Source organism: Geminicoccaceae bacterium, from assembly GCA_020638465.1.
Taxonomy (GTDB): Bacteria; Pseudomonadota; Alphaproteobacteria; order Geminicoccales; family Geminicoccaceae; genus JAGREO01.
This window is the reverse complement of sequence record JACKIM010000001.1, coordinates 604,570-628,447: the sequence shown is the minus strand read 5'-3', so window position 1 is coordinate 628,447 and position 23,878 is coordinate 604,570. Positions and strand designations below refer to the sequence as shown.

Sequence of the window (23,878 nt, the reverse complement as noted above, 5' to 3'; positions counted from 1 at the left end):
GATGTACGGCTTCCAGATTCACATGCGGCAAAGACAGGCGCCTCAGGAGCTTATCGACAGGTTCGGTGCCATTCCCGTGGCGAACATCAGCGATGTCATGTCTCGTATGACGGCAGGTGGGTCCCGGCTGCGCCCCATGCATGACGGGACGCCTCTGGCTGGTGTCGCGGTGACGGTCAAGGCCCGACCGGGCGACAACCTGATGATCCATCACGCCATGGACATTGCCGGACCAGGTGACGTCATCGTGGTCGACGCCGGTGGCGATGTCACCAATTCTCTGATCGGAGAGATGATGGCCGCCTACGCGGAAACCCGAGGGATCAGCGGATTTGTGCTAAACGGGGCGATCCGGGACGCGGCGGTCATCCGCGCTGGCCGACTGCCGGTTTTCGCAGCGGGCGTCACCCATCGTGGCCCCTATAAGGATGGGCCGGGTGAGATTAACTGCAAGATCTCGATAGACGGCATGGTTGTCGAGCCGGGAGACATTATTGTCGGCGACGACGATGGTGTTCTTTGTATCCCCTTAGATGGGGCGGAGGCCGTCTGTCAGGAAGCCGAGGCGAAGTCCGCACAGGAAGGCGCTACACGCCAGGCGATCGCGGAAGGGCGCCTGAACCGGGAGTGGGTAATAAACACGCTGCGCGCCCGGGGCTGCATCTTTCCGTAGAAAGTCCCCCTTTCAGTCGATTGGTCCCCTTTCGCAAACTCGCGAGAGGGGATGTCCAGGACCAACTCGCTGTAATACGCCAGAATTAAGTTCAGCGACGGCATGGCTATAGGCGTGGCGGCCAACCAAGATTCCTCTTGGAATACGCCGTCATCTCGAATCAAGCATAGTTCCAGTTGTATGGATTTTCTCCCACACACCATCCTCTATAAGTTGCATGGCAACTGTCTTGATGGTTTCGCTTACACGAGACATGGCGATTGGATTGACGACGGCGTCGGAGCGGTGAAGGATTAATCTTCGGTACAAGGTTGGGTTCACAATCGGGGTTGAACATAAACCTTCGGAGAAGTCCTTCTCAGTGAATGCGCGTCCCATGATCGTGTGCCCGTAGCCGTCCAAAATGGCTGAACGAGTCATGAATGTTCCGTCGATCTCGAGTACGACATTTGCTTCGATTCCCAACCGCGAAGCTGCGCCATCGACAATCGAACGCATGACGTGGTGACGCGGTGTGGAGAGGATGAGCGGCAGTTCCAGCGCGTCGGCCAGCGAGATTTCGGCGCAACCGGGCGCATTCTCGCGATTGCTGATCAAGCAAAGCGCCTCGTCGGCAAGCGGTTGTGCCGATGATGAACCGACACTGGACATGCTGATAGCCAGGTCGATCCTGTTTTCGCGCAGTCCGTGAGCCAGGGATTGGGTAGTGCCTTCCTGGAGATGGATCTTCACTCTTGGCAGGTCGGTTGTTGCTACCTTGAGCAAGGGCGACAAGAAAACACCGGTAAGTGTGCTCGCAATTCCTATGACAATTTCTCCGGTGGGGACATCGGCTTGTTCCAGGAGTTTAGCTTCGGTCTCCTTCACAGCACGAATGATCCGTTGCGCCTCTGCCTGTAGCATGGCTCCGGCTTCAGTCACGACGACCCCGCGAGCATGTCGCTCGACCAATTTCACTCCAAACGCTGTTTCGATTTGCGTCAGATGATAGCTGAGCGCCGGTTGCGCGATACCCAGCTCCCGGGCGGCCCGGGTTAGGGACTGCTCTCTGGCTATTGTGAGAAAATACTGAAGCCGCCGAAGGTCCAGCATGTCCTGCCTATCAATTGGTTTTATGGGAAGGATTAGTATTGTGTATTTGTTATATTAATCGGGCTGTGGTTGGAAGAGCCGTGATAGCCGACTTGGAAGGTGTCGATGACTCTGCACTTCGAGCCATTCTTGTGGGAATTCGTTGCCGCCGGGTGTGACCGTTCTTGGGAACTCGGGTACGGCGGCAAGACCGCCTGCACACAGTTGCGTTGCGCTGCGCGGGACTCCGTTCCAAATCCGATCGGGCAAGACAAAAGGTTAGACGCATGAGTGGAACCCGCCTGCGCGCCCGGCTTGAAGCCGGCGAAGTGATAAAGATGATAAACCCCCACGATTCATCCTACAGTCTCGCCGCCCGTTTGATAGGCCATGGCGCTGATGCTGTGTTCGTGGATTGCGAGCACGGATCCTGGAGCTTCGAGGATGTCCGTATGACGCAGGCCGCTGTGCGCGCGGCGGGTGGCGATGTCATCGTCCGTCCGCGGAGTCATGACCGTTCGTTGATCATCCGCTACATCAACTGCGGTGCCGACGGGGTCATGGTGCCCATGGTCGATGACGCCGACGAAGCGCGGGCCATCGTCGACGCGGTGCAATATGCGAGTTCGCATGACAAGCATTCAACCCTCGTGATCTGCATGATCGAGAACGTCGACACCGCCCGGAACAAGCTTGACGCGATGTTGGACGTTGAGGGGATAGATGTCTTCTTTCTCGGCCCTTCGGACCTCACCAAGTCCATGGGGCTGCCGCCACCGCGCGGCAACGAGGATTGGAACTGCGGCGTCAAGGAGGTAATTACCGAGACCATCGGCCGAATTGCGGCGCGCGGCAAGATCGCTGGCACCCTGGTGCGCGAAGATAACGCGCGGCACTACAACAAGGCTGGCGCACAGTTCCTGTACCTGCATGCGGATCCGATGTTGCGGGCGGGATTTGCCAGCTTCGATCGGGCGCTTTCCAGTTGAGAATGCGGGTGGTCCTGGATTGAGCAGTCTGGCCAAGGGAAGTCAGGCTGCCGTATCGGATCCCGCATGGCAAAATGTAGAGGGAGGAAGACATGAACAGACGAGAGTTGATGGCATCGGTCGCCGGCATGGCCGGTTTGGCGACCATGGGCACGGCGTTCTCGCGGGCGGCCTTGGCACAGGACATCGATGCACTGGTCGAGGCATCGAAGGCCGAAGGCCGCATGACGATCTATTCGAACTGGGGCGAGGAATTCTGGCCATATATTCTTGATCCGTTTAAAGAAAAGTACCCTTGGACCGAGTTCGATTATCTCGACCTGGGCGGCAACGAGATTCTCGAGCGGTACCTGATTGAGACTTCTGCGGGTGCGAAGTCGGGCGACTTCCTTCAGCCAACGGCTGCGGTTACCGTCGAGGACCTTTATGGCCGCAATCAGTTCATCGACTTCCAGGTCACCGATCACGACGTGCTACCCAGCATCGCGAAGTCCCGGCCCGGGGTCTATGCAAATGCGCTCGATGCCGAGGTGATGGGATGGAACAAGCGTCTGCTGCCGCCCGAACTGGTTCCCACCGGCCTTGAGGATATGGCGAACAAGGTTGCGGCCAATCCAGATGTCTTCGACGGCAAGATCGTCGGATATCCGCCGCATACAGTCGCCTCGCGCAACTTGATCTTCCATCTGCTGGAACTGCATCATGGACCGCAGTTCTGGGACTGGATGGACGTGATCGCGCCAAAGATGAAGTTCCTTGAGGGGAGTTCGGCGATGGTCGAAGGAATCATGTCCGGCACCTATCTGCTGTGCCTTGCCATGCCGCTGTCGACCTGTCTTATGACCATGCGCGACCCGGCGCGGGCCTCGCTCTACGACTGGGGGTTCCACCATGACGGTCAGGCGGTCGGTGGAAGATTTGCCGGTATTCCCGTAGCCACCACGACGCCGAACACGTCGCGCCTGTTGCTGGACTACATGATGACGAAGGAAGGGCAGGCCGCGAATACCTTCGCTGGCAAGCTGTCAGTCCGGTCTGACCTGCCACCAGAAACGATGGCCGAGGATGCCGTCACTCTCAACGACATCGAGCAAGCGGTTGGACCCGAGAATATCGTAGTCGTCGACTACAAGGCTGACCTTGAGGAAGGCATGGCCGTTTTCCGGGAGCGATTCAAGAAGGCGCTGCAGGCATGACCGGCAGGTAGCGTCCAAGGGCGATTTCATGGGTGTTGCTCGCTTGTTCAGGCGGCAACGCCCAGGGGCTGCGGGTATGGCCGAAGTGACTTCGGGCGCCCTCGGTTACTCACGATTGCCAATGGGACTTAACGAGCAGCCAAGACATGAAGAATGTCCTCAAGGAAAGATTAACCGCGAACAAGGTTGCCTTCGGATTCCAGATTCGCGAGACGCGCAATATCGCTATTGTGCGGGCGGCGGCGACATTCGGTTATCACTTCCTGCATATCGATCTCGAACACAGCACCATGGACCTCCAGGTGGCCGCGCAGTTCTGTGTTGCCTGCATGGGCGAGGGGATTTCCTCGGTTGTACGGGTACCAGGGCAGTCAGCGGAGATTGGCTGCCGCCTTCTGGACGCGGGAGCGCAGGGCATCATCGTGCCGCACATTCACACACGCGCGCAGGCGGAGACGGCTGTGCGCTGCTATCGGGTACCGCCTTTGGGCGCCCGCTCAGATGGGGGCGGCGTGCTGACACGATGGGAAGCATTGCCGTCGGACGAGAAGTTCCGGCGGCTTAACGAGTTGATATTGCTCGCCGTCATGATCGAGTCGACAGAGGCCTTGGCCAACATAGACGAGATTGCGGCGGTCGAGGGTGTGGATGTTCTTGTCGTCGGGACGAACGACCTGTCGGCGGACATGGGTATCGAGAATAACGGGGATGACCCGCGGATTCTCGACGTCTATTCCCGGATCATCGCGGCGGCACGCAGGCACGGCAAGGCAATCCGTCTTGGTGGTGAATACGATCCAGCAATGGTGGCGAGGAACATCGAGCTCGGCGCGAGGATGGTGACGGTGACGGGAGACGAGCGTGTCCTGCTGAATGGAATGAAATCATCGGTAAACGAGATAAAGCGTCGGATAAGTCACCTGGACATAGAGATGGGTTGAACGTCTGGACGACCGAAGGGCCGGCGAAAGGGATGAGCGCCAGTGGCAGGACTGATTGTCGAGAATCTGACCAAGACATACGGAGCCTTGAACGCGATCGATGACATCTCGTTCGAAGTGGCAGACGGGGAATTCCTGACCCTGCTTGGGCCCAGCGGCTGTGGGAAATCCACGACGCTTGCCGCCGTGGCAGGGTTGACCGAGCCAACGTCGGGTCGAATCGTTTCGGGCGAGACCGTGTTTTTCGACAGCGCGCAGCGCCAGTACCTATTGCCAGAGTATCGCAACTGCGGCCTGGTGTTCCAGTCCTACGCGCTGTGGCCACACATGACGGTGGCGAAGAACGTTGCCTTCCCTTTGGCGCTGCGAAAACTCAAGAAAAATGAGATCCGCAGCCGCGTCGACGAGGTACTTTCGCTGGTCGAACTCAACGGAATGGCTGATCGATATCCGCACCAGCTATCCGGCGGACAGCAGCAACGGGTCGCTTTGGCACGGACGCTCGTATACCGCCCGGCACTTCTGTTGCTGGATGAGCCGCTTTCGAACTTGGACGCGAAACTGCGCGAGCGGGCGCGGTTATGGCTGCGCCAGATGCATGACCTGGTGAAGATCTCGACTATCTATGTCACCCATGACCAGGTCGAGGCTCTGGCCCTGAGTGACCGGATCGCGGTCATGAGCCATGGCCGGATCGCGCAGATCGGCACACCGCCCGAGATCTACAATAATCCTGCATCGCCCGAAGTGGCTGATTTCATCGGTACCAGCAGTTTCCTGAAGGGTACACTCGTCCGTGGCAATGGCGATGACAGCGCGGAAGTACGCCTTGCTGACGGGGTGGCAATAAAAGTGAAGCCGCATGTCTCCGTCACGAATGGCTCGGCGGTCACGGTCGCACTGCGCCCCGAGCGCCTGAAGCTGTTGGAAACCGGTGAAGAGGCGCCCGAGGGTGGCAGCGAGATTGATGCACGGGTCGTATCCCGGACCTATTGCGGCTCCTGCATCCAGTATGGTGTCGATTTGAGGGGTACGGAAATCAAGGTCGAGACGCAAGACGACATAGACCTTGGTGCGGTCCGTCTGTGGATCCCAAGATCGGCCTCCAGCGTCTTCGAAGACAGGTAGACCTAATAATGTCTGATACCCTCGCCTTCAGCCGTAGCACGGAGGACTTGTCTGCGGGCCTGAGCAGGCACGGCACGCTTAGATCACGACGCACCAAGATTATTTATTGGCTTGTCGCGGCCATCGTGCTTCTCATTATTGGTGGCCCTTTCATACCGCTGATCTACCAGTCCTTTACCGACAAGCCGCTTTATGACGTGGGCGAGCAGTTCACGTTGGCGAACTACTACAACGTTCTTACCAGCGACGAATTTCGGGGAGCGGCGCTGAACAGCCTGATATTCGCGGTTCTTTCCACCATTGTCAGCCAGGTTGTGGGCGCGTTGCAGGCGATCTGCCTTGCGCGCACCAACATGCCGTTCAAGGGGCTGATCGCAGCCACGGTCCTTACACCGCTGTTCCTGTCGCCGCCGGTTTTGGTGTTCGGATGGGAGGTCGTCTACGGCCCGGCCGGCTATGCAACGGCGTTGGTCCGGAACGCCCTGGGTTTCGAGCCATGGGTACTGGAATCGATGCTTGGTATGGCGTTGGTCGGTGGTGTGATGCATGCACCGATTACATTTCTGTTCTGCCGCGGTGCTGTAGCACTGGCCGATCCCAGCATGGAAGAGGCTGCGCGCAGTTGCGGGGCCTCGCCGATGCGGATCGTGTGGCGCATCACGATACCGCTACTGCTACCCGCCATCACGTTCAGCGGCATGATCAACTTTACCAACTCGCTGGAGTCGCTTTCGGTCCCGCTGATCTTAGGTGAACCGGCAGGTATCCAGTTGCTCATGCCGCTATTGTACAAGATGGTCTACGGCCAAGTCGGGGCGGATTATGGTGTAGCTGCATCCGCTGCACTGATGTTCCTGACAATTGTCGCACTTCTGCTGTACCTGCAAACTTATGTGATCGGCGACACCAACCGTTACACCAGCGTCACGGGCAAGGCATCGCGCCAAGGCCTGTTCGATCTCGGCCGGTTCCGTTGGGTCGTTTTCCTTGTCGTCGGCGGCTACGGCCTGGTCTTTTTGGCGGTACCAATGCTCGGCATTTTTGTGCGCGCCTTTGTGACGGTCCTGACGCCGCTCATTCCCGTTTGGGAAGTCCTGTCGTTGGAGAATTTCGAGTTCGTCGCCGGGTCGGAACGGTTCCGCCGGGCCGTCACCAACAGCGTGGTTCTTGCCAGCGGTGGCGGGCTGATCGTCGTTGGATTCGCGGCCGTCACCGCGCTGATCTGCTACCGCTCAGAATTTCGGTACCGGCGCCTTCTGGAATATCTCGCAATGGTTCCGCGTGCTGTTCCGGGCATGATCGGCGGTATCGCTTTTCTGTACACCATACTCCTTGTGCCCGGAGTCGGCGCGCTGCGTTCGACGCTGGTGATCTTCATCATCGCCTACACGGCCAAGTTTCTGCCGACCGCCCTGGGCACGATCTTTCCGAACATTACCAAGATCGGAAAGGACTTGGATCGAAGCTCGCGAATAATGGGTGCGGACTGGTGGACGACTGCACGGTGCATTCTGTTCCCGCTGATGATACCCGCACTGTTCTCGGCCTATGTTCTTGTCTTCGTGCAGATAATCCGTGAGTACTCAATGGCACTGTTCTTGGTCGCACCCGGGGCGGAGGTCATGAGCATTTCCATCTTGCAAGCTTGGATTCAGGGCGATGTCGGGCTGGTTGCGGCGATGTCAACTATTCAGACAGCGATCATCGCGCTGTTCCTACTGGCTGCCAACATGATCAGCCGTGTAGCGTTCAAGGCCGGAGCACTTTGAGGACAGGTGGACACCTCCGGAAAACTGGAGAACGTCACAAAGCAGGGGGGTAATTTTCGGGAAGGCTCGCGATTGGCGATTTTTCAGGTGTATTCTGTGGAAATGGGAGCGCCCGGGCCACCGGGGGAAGGTCACAATGCTCCCGATCCTGTGGTGGCTAGGCCCGGCGGATGCGGCCTCAGGGACTCCCGGAACGCGTTTTTCAAGCGGTGAGAGAACGAATTTCCTTGGGATGCGTGACAACTGGCGCTATTCAGCCCGTCAAGTTCACGAGAACCTGCCATGGACCGCTTTATCGGGCAGGGGATGGCGGCCGGTATTGTTGGGGGGTGAAATCCAGGGTCTGTGCGCAGCGATACGTGCTGTTTGAGTGCTCGTGCGCCGGCCCGGTGCCGTTCAGCGGTATTATACGAGAAGCGAGATACCAGAGATTCCATGCGCGAGCAGGCAGTCATGACCGAAAGTAAATCGAGCAGTCTCAAGGAGACCGCCCGCACATTGATCTATGCGGTTGCGATAGCGCTCTTCGTGCGAACTTTCGCGTATGAACCGTTCAACATTCCATCGGGCTCGATGAAGCCGACCTTGCTGGTTGGCGATTATCTCTTTGTGTCAAAGTTTTCCTATGGTTATAGCCGCTACTCGCTGCCCTTCAGCCTGCCATTGTTCAAGGGACGGTTGTTCGGGAGCCTTCCCAAGCGCGGCGACGTCGCGGTGTTCAAGCTGCCGGCCGACAACAGTACCGACTACATCAAGCGCATCGTCGGTCTGCCGGGTGACAAGATGCAGATGATCAACGGCATCCTGCACATCAATGGCGAGCCCGTCGAAGTACGTCGCCTGGGTCTCTTCAAGGATGATGAAAAGGGCCGCATCACCGAGGATCCGCTCTACGAGGAGACCTTGCCGAACGGCAAGACCCATGAAATCCTGGATCTTACCTCATTGGGGGCTTTGGATAACACGAGAGTTTACGAGGTTCCGGAAGGTCATGTGTTCGCGATGGGTGACAACCGCGACAATTCCCTCGACAGCAGGGTCGACCATGTGGGGTTCGTTCCCCTGATCAATCTCATCGGCCGTGCCGATTTCCTGCTGTTCTCGGTCAATGGCAGCGCCAAGCTCTGGGAGCCGTGGAAGTGGCCCTGGGCCATTCGCTACCATCGTCTTTTCCAGCCCATAAACTGAACGTGCCGGGTAAGGACGGGGATACGCTTGCCGCGGTCCAGAACGCCATCGGGTATCGTTTCGCCAACCGTCGCCTGCTGCGTGAGGCGCTCACTCACTCCAGTGCTTCGGCAACAGGCAGCCGCGGTCTCAATCGCTCCAACGAAAGACTTGAGTTTCTCGGCGATCGCGTGTTGGGGCTGCTGGTTGCCGAGATGCTCATCGCCGCCTATCCCGACGACGCCGAGGGAGATTTGTCCAAGCGACAGGATCGGCTGGTACGCAAGCAGACGCTGGCCGATGTTGCCCAGTCTCTGGACCTTGGGGTGGCATTGACGCTGGCACGGGGCGAGCGTCAGAATGGCGGACGCGACAAGGCGGGGATTCTCGCCGATGCCATGGAAGCGATCATCGGGGCGGTTTTCATCGATGGTGGCCTCGAAGCGGTGCGGCCACTGGTCGAAAATCACTGGCGGCACCGGGCGGAGGCGCTCAAGGAACCGCCACGTGACCCGAAGACGGCCCTTCAGGAGTGGGCACAGGCCCGAGCGCTTGGCCTGCCGGTCTATCGCGCGGTGAGCAGCAGCGGGCCATCGCATGCACCGGTATTCACGGTCGCTGTCGAGATTCGCGATCACGGTCGCGTCGAAGGCGAGGGCAGTTCCAAACGCGAGGCCGAAAAGGCGGCGGCTCGGCAGTTTCTCAGCCGCCTGGAGGACTCATGACTTTGGATTCGGATGAAAAGGGTGAGGGCACCGACGGTGCGGCGGTGACGCGGGCCGGTTTTGTCGCATTGCTCGGAGCTCCCAATGTCGGCAAGTCGACGCTGCTGAACCAGCTGGTCGGGACCAAGGTTTCGATCGTTTCACCGAAGGTGCAGACCACGCGTCGGCGGATCATCGGCATTTCGATCCATGATACCACGCAGATCATGTTCATCGACACGCCGGGGGTGTTCTTGCCGAAAAAGCGGCTGGACAGGGCCATGGTCGATGCTGCCTGGGGCGGTGCGGCCGATGCCGATCTCGTCTGCATGCTGGTCGATGCCAAGCGTGGCCTGCGGCAGGAGGAAGGGATGATTTTCGAGCGGCTCGCCGACAGCCGCAAACAGCGGCTGCTGGTGATCAACAAGACGGATCTCGTACGTCCGCCGGTTCTGCTCCCGCTGGTCAAGGAGCTGAATGAACGACTTGATTTCGACGAAACCTTCATGGTTTCGGCCATGAATGGAGATGGGTGCGGGGATCTGGCGGAAAGGATCGCGCAACGCATGCCGCAGGGTCCCTGGCTGTTTCCCGAGGATCAGCTCAGTGATCTTTCCAGCAGGGCGATGGCTGCCGAAATCACTCGTGAGCAGCTTTATCTGCAATTGCATCAGGAACTGCCCTATGCCACCACTGTCGAGACGGAGGCTTGGGCGGAATCGGATGATGGCAGCCAGATCCGCATCGACCAGACGATCTATGTCGAGCGGGCCACGCAAAAGGGCATCATCCTTGGCAAGGGCGGGCGTCAGATCAAGGCCATCGGCGAGGCGGCGCGAAAGGAGCTGGAACCGATCCTTGGAGCACGCGTCCACCTGTTCCTGTTCGTCAAGGTTCGTGAAAACTGGGCCGATGACCGGGAACGTTACCGGGAGATGGGGCTCGACTTTCCGCGATAGTTGCCGTTCAAGGAAGTTCGCGATCGGCACCATGTCATCGACGTGCCGGTCTTGATATGCCGGAGACGGCAGGGCGAGATTGTGTCCATGATGTCTGGTTTGTACGGGAAATCGATGGATTTTTCCGAAAGGCGGTGGGTCGCGAAGGTGCTGGCTTTCGCGATGAGCGTTCAGTTCGGTCTGCTGCCGGCATGCGGTCACGCCGCCGCAATCGACTGGGATGGCAAGCGCCTGTCGATACATGATGCCAGCGGCGCGTTGGTCGATGTTCTTGACGAAGTGGCCCTGACGCTCGGGTCCGGATTGACCATTCATGGCGACCCGGGCGAAGTGCTTGCCAGCTCGGTGCCGTCGGGTGAGCCTGGAGCTGTTCTGCGCGAACTGGTGCGGCCAAACAGCCTGATCATCCGCTATGACGGGGCGACAGGCCTGCCGCGGCAAATCATCGTTCGCGAGGCCGGTCCGGGAGATGGCAGCGGTGTAGGTGGTATTATGGGGCGGTCGGCCGGAACAATGGTAGTGGCACCGCCTCTGGTTGCCGATGTACCGGGTCCGGATGACGAAGCGTTCAAGGAACGGTTGCGATTGCGGGTCAGGCAGGGCGGACCCGAGGCGACCCGCGAGATTGCGCGAATGTCGGCCAGCTCCGAAGCCCGCCCCGAAATGCGGCGGCTTGCACTGGTGGCGCTTTCGAGAATGGGGGGGAGCGAAGCGTTGTCGGCCATGCGAAACGCCCTGCACGATGCCCGGCCTTCCGTGCGGCTGCAGGCAGCCCGTGGCCTCGAACGCCTGTTGCGGGAGCAAGCACAAGGCGACCTGAAGGCAGCCATCCGCAAGGAACCTGCAGAATCGGTGAGGGAAGCCATGCAGCGGATGGTCGACCGGGCTTCCTGATCGTGTCCGGTATCGTCGATGTTTCCCGCCAGGGCGTGCCAAACCTGTACAATCAGGGCGGCCTTCTGTTCAGTCTCCGTCCTGTCTGTGTGTCACGATGCGCCGGCAGGCACAGATCATCTCCCGAATACCACGGATATCCGTGTCATTGCGCAGATTTCTCATGTGCAGAACGTGTTTCATTCGAGCCAGCGACGGATGCGCGAACAGGCTTCTTCGATGGCTTCCGTGGAATTGGCATAGGAAAAGCGTACATAACCTTCACCATGGATACCGAAACTCGTACCGGAGATGATGGCCACACCGGCATCGTTCAAAAGACCGTCCTGCATCTGTCTCGAGGACCGGCCAGTCCCGGTGATGTTGGGGAAGGCGTAGAACGCACCGCCCGGATTGGGGCATGAGAATCCGGGCAACGCGTTGAGTTCGCGGACGATGACCTTGCGCCGCTGGTCAAATGCCCTGACCATTTCTTCGACCATGTCCTGGGGGCCGTTGAGAGCCTCGATGCCCGCCCATTGCGACGCGGCATTCACACAGGAATTGAAGTTGATGGCAAGGCGCGTGGCCTGTTCGGCGAGTTCTTCCGGCCAGACCCCCCAGCCCATGCGCCAGCCCGTCATGGCATAGGTCTTGGACCATCCATCAAGAAGGATGAGCCGGTCGGCAATTTCGGGATAGGTGGTGAGCGAGGCGTGCGGAACGCCATCATAGCACATGCGGGCGTAGATCTCGTCGGACATGACGGCCACCTGCGGGAATGCGGCAAGGCCGGCAACGAGCCTGTCGAGTTCTTCCTTCGGCACCACTCCGCCTGTCGGATTGGCCGGGCTGTTGACGATGATGAGACGGGTGCGGTCCGTGATCTGGGCCAGCAGTTCATCTGCGGAAAAGGCATAGCCCTTGGTCTCGTGCAGCGCGATCGGTACCGCTTTCGCGCCGGTGAACTGGATCATCGAACGATAGATGGGAAAACCCGGGTCGGGGTACATGATTTCCGCGCCCGGCTCGCCGAACATCAGCATGGCAAAGGCCATGGTGACCTTCCCACCGGGAACGACGACGATGCGGTCCGGGTGGATGTCGACCCCGCGTCGGGCCTTCATGTCGGCAGATACCGCTTCGCGCAGAGGGAGAATGCCATTGGCGGGCGTGTAGCCGTGATGCCCGTCGCGCAGCGCCTTGACGGCAGCCTCGACGATATTGCCCGGTGTCGGGAAATCCGGCTGGCCTATCCCGAGGTTGATGATGTCCTTACCCTGTTGCATCAACCGTGTGGCCCGAGCGAGAACCTCAAAGGCGCTCTCCGTGCCAAGACGCGACATGGCTGCAGAAATCTGCATGTTCGACTATCCCCCCCCCGTTTGAAGTCATCTGTCCGGGCGGGAGAAGCGGACCAGCCGGCCTGCATTCAGGCTCTCCCCGCCAAGCGAGGAGGATGATGCCATCCGGCCCTGTCGTTGGCCAGCGATGAATGACGGACCGTACCGGTTTGTCGCGATCGGGCAGGCCATCGGATGAAGCATGCGCCGACAGCGTTCCGGTGTCGCTGACGACCTCAGGGGATGGCTGTCGCTGCGGCTGCCATGGTCAGTCCCCAGAGCACGAAAATGAACACCAGGATGGGGCCCGCGGCGCCAAAGGTCTCGACCTCTTCCCCCCTGTTCTCGGCCGGCAGGCTGGAGGAGGGGATGGCATTCTCATGATTGGTATTGTTCACGATTGTTGATCTTCCACGTCAAACAAGAAGCCATTCGGCTCATATCGGGCCAGGAGAAAGACCTGATGAAGTGAGGGCATGCACTCCTTGGCCGGCGAGGCGTTGTTTTTCAACCTGTAAGTTGAGCATTCAGTGACTTTGCCGGAGGTCTGTGATCGTGCTGCTGCGCACTTGCAGGCCAGACCTCCGGAGTGGCGGGACGGGCATCCGGTCAGGCGGAGCGAAGGTCATCGACGATTTCATGGACATTTGACGAGAGGCTGCTTGCCTGACGGGCAAGATTGTCGCTGAGTGCCTGCAACCGCTCGCTCGCTGCATAGACATTCTGCTGAACCTGGCCAACCTCATCGACGTGGTTCATCACGTCGCGCGTACCGTTTGCGGTGGCGTGGCAGTTGCGCGAAATTTCCTCGGTGGCAGAGCTCTGTTGCTGCACGGCGACGGCAACGCAGTTGGTCGCATCGTCAATGCGCTCGATTGATCTGCGGATCTCCTTGATCGCGTCGACGGCCTTGCCGCTGACATTCTGGATGCCGGAGATCTGGCCGCTGATTTCGGCGGTAGCACTGGCCGTTTGCGCCGCGAGTGTCTTGACCTCCTGCGCGACCACGGCAAAGCCCTTGCCGGCTTCTCCTGCCCGGGCAGCTTCGATCGTGGCGTTGAGGGCCAGCAGGTTGGTCTGCTCGGCGATTTCGGAAATCAGCTGGACAACCTGGCCGATGCGGTCGGCGGCGTCCGCAAGTTCGGCTACCGTGTGGTCGGTGTGCTCGGTCTGCGACACCGTCTCCTGCGAGAAGCTCTGGGCACGGCCCAACTGCTGACTGATTTCGTTGACCGAGGCCAGCATTTCTTCGGCAGCGGCGGCTACCGCCTGTACCTGGGAGTCGGTTGAGCGCATGACGTCCAGGGCCTTTTGCGTCTGGTTGGACGCATCATTGCTGCGCTCCTGCACCTCGCTGGAGTCGGTCTGAATGGCGCGTGATGCCTCGGTAATCATTCCGACCACTTCCCCGAGGCGGCTCTGGATGTCATTGGCGACCCTGTCGATGATGATCCGGGTTTCCGAGCGCGATTGCTCGATGGCGCGGGCCATGTCGCCGATTTCGTCCATCCGGTCGAGACCGGGAATGGCCATGTTCTTGTTGCCCTGGGCCATGGCGGCAATGGCGGTCTGGACTTCTGCCCAGCCCTTGATGGCGCGATTGCGGAACAGCATTGCCATGGAGAGGAGAACCAGCGCCAGCGCCGCACTGAAACCCAGGGTCATATAATAGAAGACATTCGCCCTCGTCACCGAGGCCTGCACTTCAGCTTCGGTCCTCTTGTCGAGCATTTCAAGGAACTCGTCGACATGGACCATGATATCCGCCTTGTACTTGTGGTACTCCGGCGAATGCAGCAGCTGGATCGCACGGTCATGGTCCGGGCTGGCGATCGGGTTGCCGTTCTTGTCGCGACCCTCGACCAGGTTCATGGCCTCGACCTCGAGGTTGACCAACCCGTCGGAATTGGCCTTGGCCTGTTCCAGCTTGTCGAATTCAGCCTGGGTAAAACCGGCCTTGCGCATCAGTTCGAGCAACGGAACGGCCACGGTCGGCGGGTTCGGCTGGGCAATGCCGGCCGAAACGAAGTCCCAGTAGATCCGGTTGTAGTCCTTCGGACGCGGCTTCTTGCCATCCCGAATGGCCAGGACATCCATGTATTGCCGCTTGAAGCTCGGATCTTTCGTGACGACGTAGGTCCGTCCCAGCCTCGTCAGGTCATCGGAACTCTGGCGAAGTTCGTCGGCCAGCAGCATCGATTGATAGCGGTTCTGCTCGGCCTGGTTGGCTTCCTTTTCCGAGACGCTGAAGAAGAACAGGCTGGCCCCCAGTGCCAGCACTACGGCGGTTCCCGTAACCGCCAGGACATTGAACGACTGTGCGATCGAGAAGCGTGAGAAGAACATGATCGATTCGTTCCCGTGGTATTGGGCTGAGGAAGCGTGCATCGTGCGAGGCCAACCGGCCAATCAATAGCCGCAAATCCTTAATAAAGGATTTATCCTGCCGGGGATCTTGTCTGATCGTGATGCTCCATCCGGCTTGGCGGGTTGGATCCGCCGGCTTGCGGCGATGACTGCGGGTCGGCCGGAGCGCTGCCAGTCCTTGAAGAGGCGGGCAGGGGAGAGCGGTCGAGGGCGTCGATCAGCGGGCCGAGCCATGGAAGGTACGGGTCGGAGCGGGAGATCGATCGGGTAAAGAGCTTTTCCCGCACCTGCGCATTGCTGGCCGTGATCACCTGTCGCTTGTTCTTGTGAAAATCGAGACAGGCAGGATGGAACGGAATCTCGCAGTGATCGAGAAGTGAACGTGTCGTGCCTTCGATATCGGCAACGAGGTTTTCGTAGCTGATTTCATGGATCCGGCCCGGCAGGACTTCGTGCCAGTGATTCATCAATTTCTGGTAGAGTCGATAATATTGGCCGAGCTCCGTAAGATCGTAGGAATAGTTTTGCCCGATGGCAAATTTGAGGAAATACATGGACAGGCAGCTGTCCAGGGGATTTCTCTTCACATGTATGATCTTCGCCCTGGGGAGAATGCGCTGGATCAGGCCGATGAACAGGAAATTGTACAGCAATTTGTCAGTGAATCGATTTGCCTCCGTGCCTGCCCGGTCACGCAGCTTCTTCATGTAGTCGCGGCCGAGAATGGCGGCCGTGTCGCTCTTGAACATCAGCAACGGTTCGGGGAACGGCTTGAGCGCTTCGTTGCAGAGCCGGTCGGAGATCTGGCGCATGAAGGGAACCTCGCCCGCGCCGGCAACGTCGGGATGCGCGGAAATGATCTGTTCGACCAGCGTGCTGCCCGAGCGTGGCGAACCGATGATGAAGATGGGCGATTCCTGACACACGTCGACATCGATATGGCCGAGACCGGCAAAGTATCCGGTGTCGCAGGTTTCCATGATGCGGGTTACCGTCGCGATCTCCCGACCGATATCGTAATCGAGTGTCGAGCGGTGCAGCGTGTTGGCGCGCGAATAGGCCGAGAACGCTTCCTCGTGGCGAGCGGCCCGATCGAAAATGGTGCCGAGGCCGAAGCCGATCAGGACGCGATCCGCGATCGGCAGCCGTTCGTCTTCGAACCTTTCCGCCATGTGCCTGACCATCGCGTCATCGGCACCGTACTGGCGCCCGATGGCCAGTTGCCGGAAGGCTTCCGGATGGTCGGCATCGATGGATTGGACATGGCGGAAAAAATCCATCGCCTCTTCGAACCGGCCCGACCGTATCAGGGAAGTACCGAGATTTGAGATGGCTGCGGAGTTGTCGGGATTGAGCTCGATGACTTTTTCGAGAAGTTCTATCGCGCGATGGGGTGAGCCATTGTTGTCGTACAGGATGGCAAGGTTGATCATCGCCAGAACGAAGTTCGGCCTCAGTTCGAGCGAGCGTTCGAGATGGAAGATGGCGAGATCCGTTTCGCCCAGTTCCATCAGCGTGTCCCCCAGTGTCTTGTGGGCCTCGCTGCGTTGAGGATCGAAGGCTATCGCCTTTTCAAGGAGATGGCGGGCGATCTGGTATTGTCCTTCCCTGAAATAGATGAAGCCCAGTCGCGAATAGACATTCCCATCTTCCGGATACAGCTTTTGTGCCCGCAGCAATATCTCCTTGGCGGGTGCGAGTTCGTCGAGGCTGAAAAGAACGACGCCGAGATTGAGCAGGGTTTCGCCATCCTCGGGCTTGAGCTCAAGCGCTTTCAAGAGCCGGTCGCGGGCTTCGGCATGACGTTTGAGTTCGTGGCATGAAACTCCGGTGACCTTGTAGCCGAAGGCCTGGTCGGGCCAGCGTTCGATGAAGCGATTCCCATGTTCGATGGCATCGTCAAAACGACGCCGGGCGAACAGGTCCAGAAGTTCGCGCGATTCCCGGTCGAAGCGTTGGCTGGTCATCCCGGCGTCCGATGGGAGGCGGCAGTCCACGGATACCTGCTTGTCGCGATTGCGCCGTCGTTCGCTGGACTTTCTTTTCAAGGAGAGTTTTGACATCAGGAAAACTCCGGCACTGTTGCGACAATGGCGAATGACATCCCGGTCAGCCGTCGGCTGGAAGGCATCCATCCACCTCGAAGTCGGGAACAAGCTGGCTGGCCATGCGGGCTATGGTGAAACCCTCGCCGAGGAGCGAGGTGAGCGGCTTTGATCGTCTCAGGACGGCTTCGGCGGATGGCACATCGACCGGCTGGCCGTGGCGGTCCACGACCTCCGAGACGAGGCAACGGGCAAGACGCCGGTTGACCTGTATGCCGAACCACGTCCCTTCCGGGAGGTGAATGACCTCCCGCAACAGGGGGTGCACGTCACGATGCAGCGGCAGTGAACCCCACAGATAGAGATCGCCGTCGATGAGATAGCCGCGCAGACCGTCGATCGGGTCGGCATAGCGCTGCAACTCGTACCACTCGCGACCGTGCGGGTTGAGGAAGATCTCGACCAGTCCGACACCGCGACCCACGAGACTTGCAAAATGTGCCATGTCTGCCAAAGCCCCTGAAAGCGTGATTTGATCGTCCCGAGGAATAGCCCATCAAGGTTAACATCGTGTTGACGCTGGTCAGGCAGATCCCGGAAACATGGAACCCGTTTTCCCCGCAGCGACATGGATGTCGCCAAAATTGACGGGCGCTGGTAAGGAGTGCGCTGGTCTGTCGAGGGAGGATGGGCATGAATTTCGAGGAATACCGCAGGGAGGATGCGGTCGGACTGGCTTCGCTCGTGGCCCGCGGGGACGTCAAGCCGGTCGAGTTGCTGGATCTGGCGCTTGCCCGTCGCGATGAGGTTGACGGCGATCTCAACACCATCACGATCGACGACGAGCCCTTCGCGCGCCGGACTCTTGCCGATGTGTTGCCCGTGGGGCGGTTCAGCGGCGTCCCGTTCCTGCTCAAGGACCTTTATGCCTTTTTGGGGGGGACGGCCATCAGCAATGGCAGCCGGCTGGTCGGATCCTTTGTGGCACCCCACGAGAGTACGCTGATCGCGCGCATGAGGCAGGCAGGCGTCGTGATCTTCGGCAAGACCAATGCGCCCGAATTCGGCCTCAACGTTACCACCGAACCGAAACTGCACGGTCCCACCCGCAATCCCTGGAATCGCGAATACATGGCCGGAGGCTCGTCGGGCGGTTCGGCAGCGGCAGTGGCGGCCGGGATCGTCCCCATGGCGCACGCCACGGATGGCGGGGGATCGATCCGCATTCCCGCGTCGTGCTGCGGCCTCGTGGGCCTCAAGCCGAGCCGCCAGCGCAATCCCACGGGCCCCGATCTCGGCGAGGGCTGGAACGGTCTCGCCTGCGGCCATGTCATCAGTCGCTCGGTTCGCGATACAGCCTTGATGCTGGACGCGCTGAGCGGTCCGGAACCGGGCGACATCTATGCCTGCCCTCCTTCGCCGGTGACCTTCAGCGAGGCGCTGGAAATCGAGCCCATGGGGCTGCGCGTGGCGTTGATGCTCGACACGCCTTCGGGGCAGCCGGTGCATGACGATTGCCGCGAGGCGACGCTGGTCGCGGCGAAGGCGCTGGAGGAGATGGGCCATCATGTCGAGGAAGCCTGTCCGAAGCTCGATGCCGCCGCCCTTCGCGATGCGATGATGGTCGTGGTCTGCGCCAATGTCGCCAATGACCTGCCGACCTGGTCGAAGATGACCGGCCATCCGGTCAACGAGGAGAATGTCGAGCGCTGCACCCTTCTCATGATGGAGCGGGGGTTCGGGCTGCCGGCTGCCCGGCTGGTCGGTGCCTTGCAGATCATCCAGCGTGCCGCCCGCACGCTTGGCCGCTTTTTCCAGAGTTACGACCTGCTGCTGTCGCCAACCCTGGGTCTGCCGCCGGCAAGGCTGGGCTGGCTCGATCAGGACATGGACGATCTCGATGTCTATGTCGAACGCCAGATGGCCCAGGTGCCATTGACGCAGATTTCCAACATGACCGGCCTGCCGTCGATCAGCCTGCCGCTGCATTGGAATGGCGGCGGTCTTCCCATTGGCGTAATGCTGGGCACGCGTCTTGGCGGAGATGACTTGCTGGTGAGCCTGGCGGCGCGGCTGGAGGAAGCCCGGCCGTGGAAACATCGTCATGCGCCGGTCTGACGAGCCGTGTGATTTTCTTGTGCGGTGGAATTTTCCGTTCTGCAGATGTGTTCATCGAAGAAACTAAAACGAGGAGTAGAAATGCAATTCGCGGATCCTGACCAGAAGATGCTGGTGATTGCCATGGACCACGGACGGGCCATGGGCGCGGTGAGGGGGCTTGAAGATCCGGGCGCGGTGATCGAGACCGTCATCGACGCAGGCGCGGATGCCATCATGACCAGTTTCGGCATCGTCAAGCGCTATCACGAGAACCTGATCGGGCGAATCCCCACCTATATGCGTCTCGATGGAGGGCCTTCGCTGATCAGGGAAAAGTGGCTGGAAAATGAGGAATGGCAGCTCCTCCATGATTTCTCATTGGCCCGCGAACTCGGTGTGGAAGGCGGCTGCGTAATGTATTTCATGGGTGCGCCCTGCGAGAGCGCCACCATGCAGATCGTTGCCGATTGTGCCCATGACAGCTTCGAGGCCGAGATGCCGCTCATGGTCGAGGCCCTGCCCTGCAAGCATCCGGGCATTCCGGACACCAACGATGCGCAGATGATGGCCGATGCCTGTCGCATTGCCTTCGAGCATGGCGCGGATATCCTCAAGACCTACTATCCCGGTACGGTCGATGGATTTCGCAAAATCGTGGAATCCACACCCGCACCCGTGTTGATTGCCGGCGGGCCCAAGCTCGACAGCGATCTTGCCGTACTGGAGATGGTTGCCGGCACGATGGAAGCGGGTGGCAGGGGCGTCGTCTTCGGGCGCAACATCTGGCAGCACGCCAATCCGGCCGGCATGGTTCGCGCCCTGCATGCGGTAATTCATTCCGGCGCCCGCGCGAGCGATGCCGAAGGCCTGCTGCACAAATGACAGGCGGGCCTCTGATCGGCGGCATCGATGCCGGTACCAGCCGGATCCGCGCAATCGTCTTCGAGCCCGATGGCCGCGTCGTCGCGACCGATGAGAGGCCCACTCCGGTCACCGTGCTCGGCGAGGGTTCGGCCGAGCACGATATGGACAGCATCGTCTCCGCGGCCATGGAGGCCCTGAACGGTGCGCTGGCACAGCTTGACAATCGCCGTCGCGTGGTCTCGCTGGCGGTCGCCAGCTTCGGTGAGGCCGGCACCCTGGTCGATGGCAAGGGCCGCCCGCTGTGCGAAGTGATCGCGTGGTACGATACGCGTACTGCTGGCGAACTCACCGAACTGAACGAGTGGATCGATGCCCGGAGCCTGCATGCGGTCACCGGCCTCTGCCCCGATCCGACCTTCACCCTGCTCAAGCTCCTCTGGCTGAAGAAACACCGTGCCGAGGCGTTCGGCGCGGCTCATTGCTGGCTTCACATTGCCGACTATCTGGCTTTTTACCTGTCGGGTGTCATGGGCACCGATACGAGCCTTGCATCGCGCACCATGGCGCTGGATCTGGCCAATGGCTGCTGGTCAAACGAGATTCTCGATGCGGCCGGCATTCGCAGGAGCATCCTCGCCGAACTGCTGCCGATGGGGATGAAACTCGCGACCGTGCGCCCGGAACTCGCATCGCGGCTGGGGCTTGATCCCGCCTGCGTGGTGGCGACGGGCGGGCACGACCATGTGGCCGCGGCGGTCGCGATAGCCGCCAACCGGCCCGGGACGCTGATGGACAGCATGGGGACGGCCGAAGCGCTCAGTCTTGCCCATACGGCACCGATGCTGCGGCCGGAGGTCGGGCAGGTGGGCCTCAACCAGGGACTCATCGAGGTCGGCGGCGAAAGGAGCTATTACCTGTTCGGCGGGCTTCCGACATCTGCCGGTGCGATCGAATGGTTCAGGAGGTCCATGACCGGTGGCGAGGATCATGCGCAACTGATCGCTGCAGCGCGCGACGTGCAACCGGGTAGTCAGGGGGTGGGCTTTTTCCCGCATCTGCGGCTGGGGTCGCCGCCCTATCCCGATCCGGTCGCCCGCGGTGCGTTCTACGGGCTGGGTGCGGATATCGGGCGGGCGGTGCTCTATCGCGCCGTACTTGAGGGAGTGGCACTCGATACTGCCCATATCCTGCACTCGATGCTGCGTTTTTATCCGCGGGACAGCGTCGGGCGGATCATCGCCGTTGGTGGCAGTACACGCAACGACCTGCTGATGGAGATCAAGGCGGCACTGTACAATCGGCCCATCGAGATTGCCGTGATGCCCGAGGCCGTCTCCCTGGGTGCTGCCATGCTGGGTGGTATGGCCGCCGGCGTCTACGCTTCACTGGGTGAAGCGCAGGCGGCATGCAGGCCCTTGTCGCGCCGGGTGGAACCTGATCCCTCGCTGCTGTGGGCACCGCGGGAGAAGCTCATGATGCGCTACGCCCACGGTTATCTCCTCAAGCGCGAATTATGCAACTCGCAGACGATGTGACGATGGCTCCACCCACCCGTGGCTCAGATCCCGCATAGCTCCCGGTTGGGAACGATGGTGGCCTTGACCGCGCGCATCTCGATGGCGGCGCTGATCGCATCGCCGATCTCCTTTTCGCCGAAGCCGAAAAGGGTCTGCATCCTCGACCAGGGATAGCGGTCGCGGGCGCGGTCGAGCATGTCGACTCCCTTGGGCAGGTCATTGGCGGTAAAGGCCCAGGACCCCAGCAGATTGATGTCCTTGGTGCATATCCGGTGCCAGTTTGTCATGATGGGGCCGGCATCGGTAAACTGTCCCATTTCGACATAGGTCCCGCCATCGCGCAGGTATTCGATTCCTTCGGGACCGGCGGACGGGTGGCCAGAGCAGTCCATCACCAGATCGGCGCCATAGCCCCCGACGATGGCGCGGACGGCATCAATGCGGGATTGCGCCGTGGTATGGGTCTCGATGTCGACCGTCGCCTCGGCGCCGAATGCACGGGCGAGTTCGAGGCGGGGGGTCTCCGGGGCGCCGACGGCAATCACCCGTGAGGCCCCCATCTCCTGGGCGGCGGCGATGGCGAGGATGCCGATGGGTCCCGTACCCTGGATGACGGCCGTGGCTCCCCATGGAAAGCCGCCGACCCGCTGCGCCCGTTCGAAACCGCGAATGCAGGAGGTGAGGGGCTCGGACAGCGAGCCGAGCAGGAGGGGCATGTCGTCCGGCAATTTGTACATCTTGGTGCCGGGCAGCATCTCCAGGTCGACATAGACCGCTTCGGCCCATCCGCCCCAGAGATGCGGCGGTTTGTCAAAACCCAGATAGCGTCCGTAATAGACGGGCGTAAGGCATTTGTTGGCCTGTTCAGGATAGCGCTTGCACCAGTCGCAGAAGCCGCAGGGCATGAGCGGTGGCAGCATGATCTTGCTGCCCACACCGATCGGCTTGCCGGACCAGTCGTGGGTGAGTTCGTCACCCTTTTCGACGATGACGCCAGCCAGCTCGTGACCGAGCGTGAACGGCCAGGGCAGGGGCTTGGGCCAGTGTCCCTTGAGGATGTGCAGGTCCGTTCCGCAGACCCCGCAGCAGCCGATCTGGATCAGGGCGGCCTTCGGCCCGATCGGCGGCCGCTTGACCTCGCGGATGACGGGCGGGGCGCCCGGTCCGTCAAAGGTCGCAACGCGAATGCTGTCCATGGGTTCCTCTCCCCTCGGGTTCATGTCATTGTCCTGGCCGGTCTTGCATCGCGCGGCAAAGTCCTTGACCTGTTGTCGGCATGCAGGCCTGGAGTTTATGGCGTTGTCTTTTTTCTTCGACCAGACCATTCCTCATGTTGAGGAAAAACTTGTCATGCAGGAGGATACAACCGTGACTGGACCCGTTCAGACCAGCTTGCGTCAGCGGATCGAGCAGGCATTGCAGCCGGTCGGTCTCGACATCGAGGACCAGTCGGCGCGCCATGAGGGGCATGCAGGTGCACGTCCTCAGGGTGAAAGCCATTTCGCGGTAACCGTGGTGAGTCCCGCCTTTGCCGGGATGAGCCGCGTCGCCCGCCAGCGTGCGGTACTTGACGCGGTCGGCGACCTCATGCGCTCGGAGATCCACGCCCTTTCGATCACTGCCCGGGCACCCGGGGAATGATTTCCCGCCAGCCTCGCCGCAGGATCGAAAAGGGTGGGGGCAGGGGATCAGGCAGCGGTGCCTGAGCCGTACTGGTCGCCATAGATGAGGGTTTCCGCTCCGCGCAATTCTTCTTCGAGGCTGCCCCGGATGGCCTCGTAGAGGTCGCGTATCGAAACGATGCCGAGCACGTCACTGCCATCGAGCACGGGCAAATGGCGGAAGTGCCGCTCACTCATCGTTTCGAGTGCGAGGGTTCCGCTATCACTGGGCTTCACCGTGATCGGGTCAGCTGTCATCACTTCGGAGACTTTCGTCGATTGGGGATTTCTGCCCTTGGCGATGACCCGAAAGACCATGTCACGTTCGGTCAGGATACCGACGAGCTTGGCATCGTGCATGACCAGCACGGCGCCGATGCGACGCTCGGCCATGAGTTCGGCAGCTTCCTGCGCCGATGAGTCGGGGCCTACGCAGCACAGGGCCTGCTGGCCATCGATGACACCGGGCATGATTTGTCGTTTCATGTCGTCACTCCCTGGTTGCTTGCAC

22 protein-coding genes are annotated in these 23,878 nt (G+C 60.4%); 14 read left to right on the top strand and 8 right to left on the bottom strand.

Annotation, left to right across the window (positions count from 1 at the left end; genetic code table 11):
* Position 1 precedes the first annotated feature (1 nt).
* Complete coding sequence (locus H6851_03015) at positions 2-673, top strand: RraA family protein (protein ID MCB9942585.1); 672 nt, start codon at positions 2-4, stop codon at positions 671-673.
* 150 nt (positions 674-823) lie between these two features.
* Here the strand turns inward: H6851_03015 and H6851_03010 are convergent, their stop codons facing one another.
* Complete coding sequence (locus tag H6851_03010; protein MCB9942584.1) at positions 824-1,765, bottom strand: LysR family transcriptional regulator; 942 nt, start codon at positions 1,763-1,765, stop codon at positions 824-826.
* A gap of 266 nt (positions 1,766-2,031) precedes the next feature.
* Between H6851_03010 and H6851_03005 the strand changes: the two genes are divergently transcribed.
* From H6851_03005 to H6851_02965, 9 genes are all read left to right on the top strand, one after another.
* Positions 2,032-2,733 carry a 2,4-dihydroxyhept-2-ene-1,7-dioic acid aldolase gene (locus H6851_03005; GenBank protein ID MCB9942583.1) on the top strand — a complete coding sequence of 234 codons (702 nt, stop codon included), beginning with the start codon at positions 2,032-2,034 and terminating at the stop codon, positions 2,731-2,733.
* A gap of 92 nt (positions 2,734-2,825) precedes the next feature.
* Positions 2,826-3,929 carry a hypothetical protein gene (locus tag H6851_03000; protein MCB9942582.1) on the top strand — a complete coding sequence of 368 codons (1,104 nt, stop codon included), beginning with the start codon at positions 2,826-2,828 and terminating at the stop codon, positions 3,927-3,929.
* 146 nt (positions 3,930-4,075) lie between these two features.
* The gene (locus H6851_02995) at positions 4,076-4,870 is read left to right on the top strand and encodes an aldolase (protein ID MCB9942581.1); all 795 of its coding nucleotides are present in this window, start codon (positions 4,076-4,078) and stop codon (positions 4,868-4,870) included.
* Positions 4,871-4,912: 42 nt separating this feature from the next.
* A complete protein-coding gene (locus H6851_02990) occupies positions 4,913-5,998 on the top strand; it encodes an ABC transporter ATP-binding protein (GenBank protein ID MCB9942580.1) in 1,086 nt (361 codons plus the stop codon).
* Between the two features lie 8 nt (positions 5,999-6,006).
* Positions 6,007-7,767: an iron ABC transporter permease gene (locus tag H6851_02985; protein MCB9942579.1), complete on the top strand. Its 1,761-nt coding sequence runs from the start codon at positions 6,007-6,009 to the stop codon at positions 7,765-7,767.
* Between the two features lie 453 nt (positions 7,768-8,220).
* Positions 8,221-8,955, top strand: a complete 735-nt coding sequence (gene lepB, locus H6851_02980; protein MCB9942578.1) for a signal peptidase I — start codon at positions 8,221-8,223, stop codon at positions 8,953-8,955.
* Between the two features lie 2 nt (positions 8,956-8,957).
* A complete protein-coding gene (rnc, locus tag H6851_02975; protein ID MCB9942577.1) occupies positions 8,958-9,659 on the top strand; it encodes a ribonuclease III in 702 nt (233 codons plus the stop codon).
* A complete protein-coding gene (era, locus tag H6851_02970; protein ID MCB9942576.1) occupies positions 9,656-10,597 on the top strand; it encodes a GTPase Era in 942 nt (313 codons plus the stop codon). The genes rnc and era overlap by 4 nt, the downstream gene beginning before the upstream one ends.
* Before the next feature lie 87 nt (positions 10,598-10,684).
* Entirely contained in the window at positions 10,685-11,491 is an 807-nt protein-coding gene (locus H6851_02965; protein ID MCB9942575.1) for a HEAT repeat domain-containing protein, read from the top strand.
* A gap of 179 nt (positions 11,492-11,670) precedes the next feature.
* Here H6851_02965 and H6851_02960 read toward each other — a convergent pair whose 3' ends face one another.
* The 5 genes from H6851_02960 to H6851_02940 all read right to left on the bottom strand — a co-directional run bounded on the left by H6851_02960 (position 11,671) and on the right by H6851_02940 (position 17,730).
* Positions 11,671-12,834, bottom strand: a complete 1,164-nt coding sequence (locus H6851_02960; protein MCB9942574.1) for a pyridoxal phosphate-dependent aminotransferase — start codon at positions 12,832-12,834, stop codon at positions 11,671-11,673.
* Between the two features lie 215 nt (positions 12,835-13,049).
* A complete protein-coding gene (locus H6851_02955) occupies positions 13,050-13,211 on the bottom strand; it encodes a hypothetical protein (GenBank protein ID MCB9942573.1) in 162 nt (53 codons plus the stop codon).
* A gap of 211 nt (positions 13,212-13,422) precedes the next feature.
* Positions 13,423-15,159 carry a methyl-accepting chemotaxis protein gene (locus tag H6851_02950; protein MCB9942572.1) on the bottom strand — a complete coding sequence of 579 codons (1,737 nt, stop codon included), beginning with the start codon at positions 15,157-15,159 and terminating at the stop codon, positions 13,423-13,425.
* A 92-nt stretch (positions 15,160-15,251) separates the two neighbouring features.
* On the bottom strand, positions 15,252-17,147 hold the full coding sequence (locus H6851_02945; protein ID MCB9942571.1) for a sulfotransferase: 1,896 nt from the start codon (positions 17,145-17,147) through the stop codon (positions 15,252-15,254).
* 142 nt (positions 17,148-17,289) lie between these two features.
* On the bottom strand, positions 17,290-17,730 hold the full coding sequence (locus H6851_02940) for a hypothetical protein (GenBank protein MCB9942570.1): 441 nt from the start codon (positions 17,728-17,730) through the stop codon (positions 17,290-17,292).
* 188 nt (positions 17,731-17,918) lie between these two features.
* Between H6851_02940 and H6851_02935 the strand changes: the two genes are divergently transcribed.
* The 3 genes from H6851_02935 (at position 17,919) to H6851_02925 (ending at position 21,724) form a co-directional block, all read left to right on the top strand.
* Positions 17,919-19,343, top strand: a complete 1,425-nt coding sequence (locus H6851_02935) for an amidase (GenBank protein ID MCB9942569.1) — start codon at positions 17,919-17,921, stop codon at positions 19,341-19,343.
* Positions 19,344-19,424: 81 nt separating this feature from the next.
* The gene (locus H6851_02930; GenBank protein ID MCB9942568.1) at positions 19,425-20,207 is read left to right on the top strand and encodes a fructose-bisphosphate aldolase; all 783 of its coding nucleotides are present in this window, start codon (positions 19,425-19,427) and stop codon (positions 20,205-20,207) included.
* On the top strand, positions 20,204-21,724 hold the full coding sequence (locus tag H6851_02925; protein MCB9942567.1) for a carbohydrate kinase: 1,521 nt from the start codon (positions 20,204-20,206) through the stop codon (positions 21,722-21,724). Before H6851_02930 ends, H6851_02925 begins: the two co-directional genes overlap by 4 nt.
* A gap of 23 nt (positions 21,725-21,747) precedes the next feature.
* On the opposite strand, the gene H6851_02920 is transcribed toward H6851_02925, so the two are convergent.
* Entirely contained in the window at positions 21,748-22,902 is a 1,155-nt protein-coding gene (locus H6851_02920) for an alcohol dehydrogenase catalytic domain-containing protein (protein ID MCB9942566.1), read from the bottom strand.
* A 154-nt stretch (positions 22,903-23,056) separates the two neighbouring features.
* Between H6851_02920 and H6851_02915 the strand changes: the two genes are divergently transcribed.
* Complete coding sequence (locus H6851_02915; GenBank protein ID MCB9942565.1) at positions 23,057-23,347, top strand: BolA family transcriptional regulator; 291 nt, start codon at positions 23,057-23,059, stop codon at positions 23,345-23,347.
* Between the two features lie 47 nt (positions 23,348-23,394).
* Here the strand turns inward: H6851_02915 and H6851_02910 are convergent, their stop codons facing one another.
* Positions 23,395-23,853: a CBS domain-containing protein gene (locus H6851_02910; protein ID MCB9942564.1), complete on the bottom strand. Its 459-nt coding sequence runs from the start codon at positions 23,851-23,853 to the stop codon at positions 23,395-23,397.
* Positions 23,854-23,878: the final 25 nt, after the last annotated feature.

Coding starts and splice junctions, on each gene's coding strand:
- H6851_03015 (MCB9942585.1), top strand. CDS start 2: ATGTACGGCTTCCAGATTCACATGCGGCAAAGACAGGCGCCTCAGGAG.
- H6851_03010 (MCB9942584.1), bottom strand. CDS start 1,765: ATGCTGGACCTTCGGCGGCTTCAGTATTTTCTCACAATAGCCAGAGAG.
- H6851_03005 (MCB9942583.1), top strand. CDS start 2,032: ATGAGTGGAACCCGCCTGCGCGCCCGGCTTGAAGCCGGCGAAGTGATA.
- H6851_03000 (MCB9942582.1), top strand. CDS start 2,826: ATGAACAGACGAGAGTTGATGGCATCGGTCGCCGGCATGGCCGGTTTG.
- H6851_02995 (MCB9942581.1), top strand. CDS start 4,076: ATGAAGAATGTCCTCAAGGAAAGATTAACCGCGAACAAGGTTGCCTTC.
- H6851_02985 (MCB9942579.1), top strand. CDS start 6,007: ATGTCTGATACCCTCGCCTTCAGCCGTAGCACGGAGGACTTGTCTGCG.
- lepB (MCB9942578.1), top strand. CDS start 8,221: ATGACCGAAAGTAAATCGAGCAGTCTCAAGGAGACCGCCCGCACATTG.
- era (MCB9942576.1), top strand. CDS start 9,656: ATGACTTTGGATTCGGATGAAAAGGGTGAGGGCACCGACGGTGCGGCG.
- H6851_02965 (MCB9942575.1), top strand. CDS start 10,685: ATGATGTCTGGTTTGTACGGGAAATCGATGGATTTTTCCGAAAGGCGG.
- H6851_02960 (MCB9942574.1), bottom strand. CDS start 12,834: ATGCAGATTTCTGCAGCCATGTCGCGTCTTGGCACGGAGAGCGCCTTT.
- H6851_02950 (MCB9942572.1), bottom strand. CDS start 15,159: ATGTTCTTCTCACGCTTCTCGATCGCACAGTCGTTCAATGTCCTGGCG.
- H6851_02945 (MCB9942571.1), bottom strand. CDS start 17,147: ATGACCAGCCAACGCTTCGACCGGGAATCGCGCGAACTTCTGGACCTG.
- H6851_02940 (MCB9942570.1), bottom strand. CDS start 17,730: ATGGCACATTTTGCAAGTCTCGTGGGTCGCGGTGTCGGACTGGTCGAG.
- H6851_02935 (MCB9942569.1), top strand. CDS start 17,919: ATGAATTTCGAGGAATACCGCAGGGAGGATGCGGTCGGACTGGCTTCG.
- H6851_02930 (MCB9942568.1), top strand. CDS start 19,425: ATGCAATTCGCGGATCCTGACCAGAAGATGCTGGTGATTGCCATGGAC.
- H6851_02925 (MCB9942567.1), top strand. CDS start 20,204: ATGACAGGCGGGCCTCTGATCGGCGGCATCGATGCCGGTACCAGCCGG.
- H6851_02920 (MCB9942566.1), bottom strand. CDS start 22,902: ATGGACAGCATTCGCGTTGCGACCTTTGACGGACCGGGCGCCCCGCCC.
- H6851_02915 (MCB9942565.1), top strand. CDS start 23,057: ATGCAGGAGGATACAACCGTGACTGGACCCGTTCAGACCAGCTTGCGT.
- H6851_02910 (MCB9942564.1), bottom strand. CDS start 23,853: ATGAAACGACAAATCATGCCCGGTGTCATCGATGGCCAGCAGGCCCTG.